Source organism: Dawidia cretensis (genome assembly GCF_018598175.1).
Lineage (GTDB): Bacteria > Bacteroidota > Bacteroidia > Cytophagales > Cyclobacteriaceae > Ohtaekwangia > Ohtaekwangia cretensis.
In genome coordinates this window covers 41,808-52,077 of record NZ_JAHESE010000040.1, presented here as the reverse complement: position 1 = coordinate 52,077, position 10,270 = coordinate 41,808, and the positions used below count along the sequence as shown (strand labels likewise).

Genomic DNA, 10,270 nt, shown 5'->3' with positions numbered 1-10,270 from the left:
CGCGCGAGCCGGCATCGGAAAATGGCGTGTATGAAATTGTACTGGGCACCGAGATCAACGTAATTAAAGGATGTGGCCTGGGCGGTACATCGTTGGTCAACGCCAACGTCGCGATCGAGCCCGACAGCCGCGTCATGGCGGACGCCAGCTGGCCCGCCGCGATTCGAAATAACCTAACCGGGTTTCAGGACGGCATCCGCCACGCGTGCGACATGCTGAAGCCCAGTCCGTACCCCGAGGGTAAAAATGGATACCCCGTGTTGCAGAAGACCGAAGCCATGCGCACGTCGGCAAAGTTTATGTCCGAAGAGTTCCGGCTGCTGAACATCAACGTCAACTTCGAAGACCGGCATCCTAACCACGTCGGCGTCGACCAGCCCAAGTGCCTGAACTGCGGCGATTGCGTGACCGGCTGTAACACCGGCGCCAAGAACACCACGGCCATGAACTACTTACCCGACGCCGTAAACTTTGGCGCCGAGATCTATACCGAGGTGGGCGTAAAACACATTGAGCGAGATGAAGCCCGCAACGTATGGCGGGTATACTATAACGCCGTGAACAGCGGCCGCGATAAGTTCAACGCCCCGTCGTTGTTTGTGGAGGCTGCCATGGTCTTCGTCAGCGGTGGCTCGTTGGGCAGCACCGAGATTCTGCTGCGATCAGCCAAAAAGGGCTTAGCCCTCTCGCCGCAGCTGGGGCAGAAGTTTACCGGCAACGGCGACGTGCTGGGCTTTGGCTATAACAACGATGTACCCATCCACGGCGTCGGCAAAGGCGACACCCTTAAGCCCGGCGTCATCGACCAGGTGGGGCCCTGCATCACCAGCGTGATAGACATGCGCGCGCGCACGCCGTTTACCGAAGGCATGACCCTGGAGGAAGGCAGCATCCCGGGGCCTATACGCTCCATTCTGGTGTCGGCGCTCGTCACGTTCTCCCGCGTCATGGGCCGCGACTCCGACCGGGGCCTGGGTGACTTCTTCCGCGAAAAGTGGCGCGAGGTGGTGAGTATCTTCCGCGGCCCCTTCAAAGGCGCGGTAGATCACACGCAAATATACCTGGTCATGACCCACGACGACGGCAACGGCGTAATCGGGCTCAGTGGCGACGATGAAGTCAACATCCACTGGAAGGGTGTGGGCAAACAGAACATCTTTAAAAAGGTAAGCGGCGAGCTTGCCAGCGCCACGGAGGCCCTGGGGGGAAATGTGGTCCCCAATCCCACCTGGACCAAAATCCTGAACTACGATCTCGTCACCGTGCACCCGCTGGGGGGCTGCCCCATGGGCGAAGACGCCGGCCAGGGAGTCGTAGACCACAAGGGACAAGTATTCAAAGGCGCCACCGGCACCGAGCTATACCCCGGCCTGTACGTCATGGACGGTGCGATCTTTCCGCGTCCCGTCGGAACCAATCCACTCTTAACCATCAGCGCCCTGGCCGAACGAAACTGCAAGCTTATCGCGCAAGAGAAGGGCTGGTCGTTGTCGTACGACTTGCCGCCGCGCGCATCGTCGTCGAACGGTCAGTCGAAACCGGGTGTACAATTCACGGAAACCATGCGCGGCTATTTCTCCGTAAACGAAGCGGCCGACTACGGCAAAGGCTTCGAAAAAGGCAAGCAGGAGAGCTCGCCATTTGAATTCACGCTCACCATCCGCTCTGAAGACGTAGAGACACTTCTTTCCAACAAAGACCACGACGCTCCCATGATCGGCACCATGACTGCGCCGGCGCTCTCCGCCCATCCACTGATGGCCTACAACGGCCGGTTTAACCTCTTTGTAAGAGATGCGCAAGACCCCGAGAAGAAAAAGATGGTATATAATATTTATCTGCAGAGCCGCGAAGGGAAGAAGTATTATTTCGAGGGTTTCAAAGACGTGCAAAACAACAAGGGGCTGGATGTTTGGAAAGATACCACGACGCTCTTCATCACGGTATACGAAGAAACGGCTATAGGGAAGGTTGTTGGCAAAGGCCAGTTGATCATCGAACCGAAAGACTTTGCCAAACAGCTTACTACGATGAAAGCCGTCAACACGCACACCAAGCTGGAACAAATCAAAGCAGTGTCGAGCTTTGGCAAGTTCTTCGCGGGCAATGTATTCGAAACCTATTTCAAAAAACTGCGGTAAATGTAAGGTTGCTGGCGCAAGTCTTCCGACCGAAGGGAGGGCGACTTGTGGCCTACACCACTGGCAGTTTTCAGACTGCCGTGGCTCGACGCCGAAATGCCAGACACATCAGTCTAAGACCGGCCGCAGTGGCAGTCACAAGTTCCGCGCCTGCGCTAACGCTTGGCACTCAAACTTTGCGCCAGCAATCCTTACATATACAATAACTACTGTATCCTCACCGACGACACCTGGTCGTTCAACCCGGTAGTATTTGCAAAATTGGCATTATTCGCACTAAACGTCCACGACGTGCCGGTAAAGTTGTCGTGTTGATAAAGAATCACCGACCATCCACTCGGTATTTGCACAGACGACGCCCAGTCATTCACAAAACCATACGCCTGCAGTTGCGACAAAGTATAATTTCCCTTCGGAATAAAGCTGGTGGCTGTTCCCCCGTAGTTGCTGTTCTGGAAGAATTTCACGCCGGTAGTCGGGGTCGTGCCGCCCAGACCGTTGCGTATGGCCGTGGCGTACTGTGCGGCCATGCCGTTGCCCACCCACTCGTCGTACAGCCACATCCAGCCGCCGGTAGTGTTGCAGGTATTTCTCCACGTGGTGAATTGTGATTGCACCGACGACGTCGAACCGCTCCAGCGGCTGCCATGCACCGGTATACCGCCAAAGTTCCAGTTACACGGGCTGTTGCCGCCACCGCCCGCATAACACTGCAGGTGGACTTGGTCGATCGTACCCGGCCGCTGGTTGTTTGTCTGCGACGCCACCGACGTCCAAAACGTGGAGTTGGTGTAGGGACATAAAGCGACGTTATACCCGAGGTTGCCCAGCATCACACAGAATTGTACCATGGTGCTCAGGTCGTAACAGTTCTCGTCGTCGAGGTCAATGGCATTCGCGCCCGTGGCAGTCTTCAACGCCTGGAAGTTGCGGTACAGTATACTCGTAGACCCGGTACCCTGCGCGTTGATCAGGTCGCGGATGTGCTGAAAATCGCCGACGTTGGAAGAACCGATACTGAGGGTAACGCGGTTCACCGAAGTCGTGCCGGTCTTCAGGCTTTGCAAATCGCTGGCAAAGTTCGGGTACATATTGCCGCCGGTGTAGGTGCCGTTGGAGGCTACGGGAAACTCACCGTTGAAGTTCAAGTCACCCGCGGTGCTCACGGCGATATTCCAGACGACCACTTCGGTGAAGCCCGATGCCTTTAGTTCTGGGATGGTAACGGTTCTGTTTTTATAGATCGGCCCACCACCGAATACCGAAACGGTGAGACCTGCGGGCAGGGCCGCGGCGTCGCCTTCGGCGTCAATATCTTTTTTGACAACGGGATCTACTTCATTGGCGCAAGATCCGAGAATGATAACCAGGAGAAATGCCGACACCCAGCCGGCGTGTTTACGAGATGTTAACTTCATAGAATGTATATTAAGGTTACGAAAATTTTGTTGTTGAATAGTAAGGAATAAAGTAGTTGAATAGAAGGAGTAAAGGCGAACCAAACTTGCGCCAGCAAATTCACCTTGCGCCGGCAACACGTTAGTTCCTATACAACTCCCATTCTGCAAACTGCATGATCGACCCACTTTGCACCGCGCTTACATTCAATCGATAATACGTATACGCCGTACTATTACTGAATGTATACGTCTTCGTCAAAAACCGCGAAGCAAAGGTCTGATTCGTTTGTGTATTAATGGTCGTCCAGCTTGTTCCATTATTACTGCCCTGCAGCGTCCAGTTCCGGGGGTCGCGTGCCGGCACATCGTTCGCCGACGTGATGGTATACTTATTCACAACGTTGCTGGTGTTGGACTGAAACCGCACCCAGGCGGCCGCGTGTTGCGTAAGATACTTTGTACTGCTACTATTATCGATCAGCTTGCTGATATCCTCCCCGCTGGGCCAATCCGTATACTGTGAAGTGATCGTGCCGCCATAGTTTGTAATGTCGGACCCCGCGGTTGGCGTGGTTGGCGTCAGCGCGGCAAAGATGGCATCCGTATACGTCTTGTTTTTATTCGCGGCAAACACCATGATGCCGGCTTTGTCGGGCGTCGGGTGTCGTTGTGCTTCGGTGATGGCGCTGGCCTGGGTGTTGTCGTCATACGACATGCCCAACATCACTTTGGCATTGCCCAGGGTGTTGGCCCAGTAATTAAAGCGCGTCGTGTTGTTTTGAAAGTAGCCCATGTCCATGACATAGTTCAGGTACTGGCTGAGGGCGACTTCGCGGAAGATCGGGCCGGGGGCGCCGCCGGAATAGAAGGCGCCGATGTACATTTTGTTTGTGGGGTCGGACGACAGGGGGCCGAAGTAATCGCCGAGCTCGCCGATCAGGTTGCGGTAGTTGGTGTTGTCCGTGGCCCCGTGCTCTACGTCGAGGGAGATGCCGTCAAAGCCTACCGTGTTTACACACGTGTTGATGAAGGCGGCAAACTGCTGATAATTATAGGCTGTGCCGTTGTACGTAGTAAAGGGTGTGGACGTGCTCCACGAGGGGGCATCGTCTACGTTCATCAGTACTTTTATACCGCGGCTGCGCAACGTTTGGATGTCGGCCAGGATCTGGCGCTTGCTGTGGTAGTAAGCATTCTGCATCCAGCCGGAATTATAGTGCACGGTGTCGGCCAGTTCCCACAACGTACCTTCAAACACCACCACAACGTTGGCATTATCGGTAAACGTGGTCATGGGCAATATGCCCTGGCCGGCGGGAGTAACATCGAAAACATAATAGGCTACTTTGTTCTGGCCCGCGGCGGGCAGGGCGAGGGGCTGAACGGTGGCGGGGGGCGCGACGTCGCGTAATTGGGGAGATACATCCCCAGGGTCGAGGCCTTGCATCGTGCACGAGTTCACCAGGCTGCACAATGCAGCAGCCACGGAAAGCAAATAATACTTCTGTTTCATATAGAACGCTGGTTTTAAGTGGAAGACTATGTTCGGGTATCGGTCACAACGTTGTTGCACACTGTCACTTCCATCATCACGGTCGCCGGGGAAAAGCTGAGTCGAATAGTATATACAGCTCAACGGGCGGGTATCGCGCACAACGCCTTATTATCAGCCAACTCGTATAAGACTACCTGTACACAGACACGGTACTGGTAGCGGCGTTGACGAATGTAAGCAGTGAATATACCATTTGCAAGTGTTATTCGTACCTATTGCCCGGCGGGTCTTGATTCTGCGGGCAGGACAAGCGGAATGATCGCTCAATGGTTTTAGTGGTCTTTATTCTGTATATTCAGGCACCGGAAGCCGCATTCTTGTGCCGGTTCAGCAGTCAGTGTAAAAGATTTCTTCCCGCGGCGTTCGGCGTCCTCCTTATTCATTTTCTGATATACTAACGCACCGTGTGCAGGTCATGTGTTTGTTGCCCTGGTCTTGTACTCGGTCTATGTTCGCAAGCGATACACAAAACGTTTACATAAATAAAATCTATATGAAGGCTCCTCCTAAACAATCGGTCACCATGCTTTTTATCTTGCTGACCCTGCCACTGCTGGCACAGAAAAATGAAATCGTGTCTTCTGCCGGCGATTCGTTCACGACAGAAGCCGGCCACCTCAGCTTTACGCTGGGTGAAGTTGCCATCGAGACGCTACCGGCACGGCCGCATCAGCTCACGCAGGGATTTCACCAGCCCATACTTTGGGTGCAGCGAACCGCACGCACCGAAGATGCGAAAAGTCAGGTAACGGTTTTCCCCAACCCGGTAGGTTCTATGCTATATATTCAAAGCCGCCACCCGGATGCAGCCCGGCAGTATACGGTGCTGGATCTACGCGGCATAAAAGTCCGAGAAGGGATTGTGAAAGGCCTCACCGAGATTTCCTTCGACGGTCTACCAGCGTCCACCTATACACTTCAGGTTAAGACGAGCGCTGCCAAGCAGCAGTCCTTTAAGATTGTCAAACAATAATACCCTTCAACCAACAATCCCATGAAAACACTGTCTATAGTCCTTTTTATACTGATGGCCCATACCATCCTGGCGCAAGCACCTGCAGGCTTTAAATATCAAGCCGTCATACGCGATGTCACCGGTGAAGTAAAGGCCAACGCATCCATCGTCATCGGCCTGAGCATTTTACAAGGCAACACGGCGGGTTCGCCCGTATATAGCGAGACACACCAAACAACTTCTACTGAAACAGGGCTGATCAACCTGACCGTAGGGGAGGGCAACCACCGTGGCAGCAACCTGGCCGACATCGACTGGCAGGCAGGCCCATATTTCCTGCACGTAACGGTCGATGGCACATTCTTCGGCACAAGCCAGCTGCTAAGTGTTCCCTACGCGCTCTATGCGCTCAAGGCAGGAACGATTGAATCGGCTGCGGCGAGCAGTGACAGCCTCTGGAGCCTGTATGGCAACGCGGGCACGACGGTGCAGAATTTTCTGGGCACGACCGATAACCGCCCGCTCACCATTCGCACGAATAATATACCCCGCTTGCGTATTTCCACGCGTGGCCAGCTCGAGCCGCTGAATACCGGCGCTTCGGTTTTTATAGGAGAGCAAGCCGGGCAAAACGATACCGGCAACAACAATCAGAACGTCTTTATCGGCTATCAAAGTGGGTCACTCAACGAAGCGGGAAAGCTCAATACGGCGATTGGATACATGTCGCTGTATCGGAATAAAAGCGGTGGCACGAATACTGCTATGGGTATACGCACACTCACCAGCAACGTGACGGGAAGCTATAACACCGCGCTGGGGGCCGACGCCCTGTATACGAATACTGCCGGTACGAACAACACGGCCGTCGGCAACAATGCCTTACACTTCAATCAGACAGGAGGCGGCAATGTTGCAGTGGGCGTCACGGCAATGTACCATACCACGACGGGAAGCTTTAATACTGCCCTGGGGAACGACGCCTTGCGTGGCGTCAGCAGCGGCACCTATAATACAGGGATTGGCCATCAGGCGCTTAACAATACCAATAGCGGCGTGGGCAATACGGCCCTGGGCGCGGGCGCGCTTTTCTCGAACAGCGGCACGAGCTTTAATACTGCGACGGGCTATCGCGCACTATACTCGAACAACAGCGGCGGCTCGAATACCGCCATGGGCTACGAGGCGCTTTATACCAATACCAGCGCTGCGTTCAACAGCGCGTTCGGCTGGCGTGCGCTGCGGGCCAATAGCACGGGCCAATGGAATGCCGCGCTGGGTGCACTGGCGTTGGCGGCAAACCTGGGCTCGGGCAACACGGCCGTGGGGTATAAAGCGCTTGCGGCGAACACCACTGCCGTGGATAATACAGCCATCGGCAAAGAAGCATTGGCGACGAACGTGATCGGCAAGCAGAATACAGCCGTCGGCTCCGGTGCGTTGTCACTCCTCCTGACAGGCGACGGCAATACGGCGGTTGGATCGCAGGCCCTGAGCCGGATCAGCGATGGACATGGCAATACGGCCATCGGGAGTAATGCGATGTTCAATAACCAGCGCGGACGTTACAATACCGCCATCGGCGCTTCTGCGTTATCCTCCAATATCAACGGAGAAGACAACATCGCTATTGGCTTGGGGGCGTTGCGAAGCAACACTTTCGGCACGTTTAACGTCGCTGTGGGCGGCCTGGATAAGAATACGATGGGTGAGCGTAACATTTCCATTGGTCACGCGGCGCTGGGCAGCAATACCACCGGCGGGGGCAACATTGGCATCGGTCCCTATGCAGCGTATAATGTAGAGACCGGCGGCGGCAATACCGCCATTGGGCACGAAGCCCTCAACTGGAACCGCGGTTCCAGCAACACGGCGATCGGCTCAGGTGCATTCAATGATCAAGGCCTTAACCCGGTACGAAATTCTACGGCCATCGGTCACGGCGCGCAGGTAACGATGAGTGATGAAATGCGCTTCGGCAATGAGTCCGTGCGGAAGATCGGCGGACAGGTGAACTGGAGTGCCGTGGCCGACAGCCGCGTGCAGTCCAATCCACAAGAGAATGTACCGGGCCTGGCCTTTATCACGCGTCTGCGGCCGATCACCTTCCAAACTTTCGATGGCGTCAATACGGGCTTTGCTGCGCAAGAGGTATTGGAAGCAGCGAATGCCATCGGCTACGACTTCAGCGCTATTGATCAGCCCAGCATCGAGCGTTTGGGCGATATGTACAGCCTGCGCTACGCGGAATTTGTCGTGCCGTTGGTAAAGGCTTTACAAGAGCAACAAGCCATCATCGATAACCTCACCCAACGAATACAAGCGCTGGAAGCGGGCACCCAACGGAAAAATTCGCAGTAGGCAACCACGTGTAGTATCGGCCACCGACGCTCTGTAAGGTCGGCGGCCCGATACGGCACCTTTCAATAAATACGCCGCCGATAACGTTGCCGGTGCCGGCAAAATAATCTTCCTTGTATTGCAAACGATTTAGATTATGTTTTACTTTTGGTCACGGCGTGACGTAAGCCTACGTAACACCGATGAAGCATGCACCGGCCAGGCGACCAAATACCCGACGACAACACATTGCTCCGCGACATCGCCCGGGGAGATCAGCGGGCGTTTGCCGTGCTTTTCGACCGTCACTGGAAGGTACTATATAATAAAGCCGTCAACCTGCTCGAAGATCCCGACGCCGCCCAGGACGTTGTACAGGATTGTTTTATCTCCCTGTGGGAAAAAAGCGCCCACCAACACATTGAAAATGTAGGGGGGTATCTTTACCAGTCTGTGCGCTATGCCAGCTTTATGCACTTGCGGTCCGGCGCCATCTCCCAAAAACACATCGACCACATTAACCACCGCGCGGTAGAGCTCAGCACCAGTACGGAACAGGAATTCGACGCCCGGGAACTCCAGGCCGTACTCGACCAGTCCATGGACCGGCTGCCGGAGAAATGCCGCGAGATCTTTTACCTGAGCCGCTTTGAGCTCTTGCCAAATAAAAAGATAGCCGAGCAACTGCAGATCTCTCCCAAAACCGTCGAAAACCAAATTACGAAAGCGCTGCGCATCCTCCGGCTTTCGGTCAATAAACTGGTCTCCGTCGTATTGCTCACCGACCTCTTCTAACCTCTTCATCTTTTTTCATTTTTTTTAGTCCTGGCGTAGGGGGTCATGCAATCGTATGCAACTATGGAGTAGATGAGCATAGACGAACAACACTTTAAGCGACTTCTCGACGCCTACCTGAAGGGCAGCGCCACGTCAGAAGAGAAGACGCTGCTGGATGACTTCTTTGAAACCTATCCCGAGCTCCACCGGCCCTCGGCCAGTGCCGACCCGGCCGTGCGGGAGGTGATCTGGCGTCAGCTGGCGACCAACCTGCCCGCCCGTGCACCGCAAGGGAAGGGGAGAACCCTGCTCACGATAGGGTATTCCGTCGCCGCGGCCCTGGCGTTGTTCGCGGTATCGTGGTTCCTCGTCGCGCGGTATAGTCGCGATTCACCCGCACCGGCGGTGGCGCAGCTGCGGCAAGCGGTCACTGACCGTGGCCAGAAGCTGAAAATAGAATTGTTAGACGGCACGCAGGTAACGCTCAATGCCAACAGTAAACTTGAATTTCCCGAGCAATTCGAGGGCAACGTACGCGAAGTATACCTCACCGGCGAAGCCTATTTTCAGGTAGCCCGCGACACGGCACGTCCGTTCATCGTGCATACGCCCGTGGCCAACACCCGCGTGCTGGGTACAGCGTTCAACGTCAGGCTTACGCCCGATAGTAGCGCCGAAGTAACGCTTGTAGAAGGAAAAGTAGATGTAGACGGGGTGATCTTGAAACCCAATCAACAAGCCATTGCGCGCAGCCATGGTGAACCGGTGCATGTGCGCGATGTCGATGTAGCGGCATTCGTCGATTGGAAGGACAACATCCTGCGGTTTGACAATATGCCGCTGGGGGAGGCCGTAACAATGTTAGAGGATTGGTATGGCGTAGAGATTACACTGGGTGATGCATTGGCCACCTGTACCATCAGCGCTACCTATCGCAAGGAGACCCTTAAGAATGTATTGACCAGTATCAGCTATATGCTCAAAGTCACCTATCAGCAGGAAGGCAACAAGATCGTGCTGCAAGGCTCTGGCTGTAAGTAAATCTGTAGACCCAAAACAAACAAGTATATGAAACCGAAATCCTTTGATGCCATGCCGCCCT

7 protein-coding genes are annotated in these 10,270 nt (G+C 54.8%); 5 read left to right on the top strand and 2 right to left on the bottom strand.

Annotated features, from left to right (window positions below):
* On the top strand, positions 1–2,141 hold a 2,141-nt coding region (locus KK062_RS26280), incomplete at its 5' end, for a GMC family oxidoreductase (RefSeq protein ID WP_254087358.1).
* Positions 2,142–2,347: 206 nt separating this feature from the next.
* Here the strand turns inward: KK062_RS26280 and KK062_RS26275 are convergent.
* The gene (locus tag KK062_RS26275; RefSeq protein ID WP_254087357.1) at positions 2,348–3,559 is read right to left on the bottom strand and encodes a beta/gamma crystallin family protein; all 1,212 of its coding nucleotides are present in this window, start codon (positions 3,557–3,559) and stop codon (positions 2,348–2,350) included.
* Between the two features lie 121 nt (positions 3,560–3,680).
* Positions 3,681–5,054 (bottom strand): EndoS/ChiA family endoglycosidase, encoded by a 1,374-nt coding sequence (locus KK062_RS26270; RefSeq protein ID WP_254087356.1) that lies wholly within the window; start codon positions 5,052–5,054, stop codon positions 3,681–3,683.
* 535 nt (positions 5,055–5,589) lie between these two features.
* On the opposite strand from KK062_RS26270, the gene KK062_RS26265 reads away from it, so the two are divergent.
* From KK062_RS26265 to KK062_RS26250, 4 genes are all read left to right on the top strand, one after another.
* The gene (locus KK062_RS26265) at positions 5,590–6,069 is read left to right on the top strand and encodes a T9SS type A sorting domain-containing protein (RefSeq protein WP_254087355.1); all 480 of its coding nucleotides are present in this window, start codon (positions 5,590–5,592) and stop codon (positions 6,067–6,069) included.
* 21 nt (positions 6,070–6,090) lie between these two features.
* Positions 6,091–8,412, top strand: coding sequence for a DUF8740 domain-containing protein (locus tag KK062_RS26260; protein WP_254087354.1), 2,322 nt, complete (start codon positions 6,091–6,093; stop codon positions 8,410–8,412).
* 189 nt (positions 8,413–8,601) lie between these two features.
* Complete coding sequence (locus tag KK062_RS26255; RefSeq protein ID WP_254087353.1) at positions 8,602–9,186, top strand: RNA polymerase sigma-70 factor; 585 nt, start codon at positions 8,602–8,604, stop codon at positions 9,184–9,186.
* Positions 9,187–9,258: 72 nt separating this feature from the next.
* Positions 9,259–10,209 (top strand): FecR family protein, encoded by a 951-nt coding sequence (locus KK062_RS26250; RefSeq protein WP_254087352.1) that lies wholly within the window; start codon positions 9,259–9,261, stop codon positions 10,207–10,209.
* Positions 10,210–10,270 lie beyond the last annotated feature (61 nt).